The following is a 566-nucleotide window of genomic DNA, read 5'->3' on the forward strand; positions in this document are numbered from 1 at the left end:
ATGTTGCGATCAATCCAATGCCTGTTGTGCCCACTATTGCAATGACACCTGTATGTGAAGGTTCAGATCAACTACTAACCGCAACAAGTTCAACAGCCGGTGTAACTTATAACTGGTCAGGCCCCAAACCGCTGGTAGTAAATAATAATGAGGCCACAATTAAAGCAGCAACAGTAGCATCAAATGGTAGCTACAGTGTATCAGCGACTTTAAATACCTGTACCTCTCAATCAGCTGCAATAGATGTTGCGATCAACCCAATGCCTGTAGTGCCCACTATTGCGATGACGCCAGTATGTGAAGGTTCAGACCAACTTCTGACAGCAACAAGTTCAACAGCCGGTGTAACCTATAACTGGTCAGGACCAACACCGCTGGTAGTAAATAATGATAAAGCTACAATCAAAGCCGCAACAGTAGCATCAAATGGTAGCTATAGTGTATCTGCAACCTTAAATACCTGTACCTCCCAATCAGCCGCAGTAGATGTTGCGATCAATCCAATGCCTGTTGTACCCACTATTGCGATGACACCTGTATGTGAAGGTTCAGACCAACTTCTGACA

General features: G+C 44.5%; 1 protein-coding gene. It reads left to right on the top strand.

What is annotated here, in order from left to right:
- Positions 1-566 (top strand): Ig-like domain-containing protein (locus QTN47_RS27975; protein WP_369332770.1); only part of this gene is annotated, 566 nt, incomplete at both ends.

The organism is Danxiaibacter flavus, assembly GCF_041060425.1.
In the GTDB taxonomy this organism is placed as follows: Bacteria; Bacteroidota; Bacteroidia; order Chitinophagales; family Chitinophagaceae; genus Danxiaibacter; species Danxiaibacter flavus.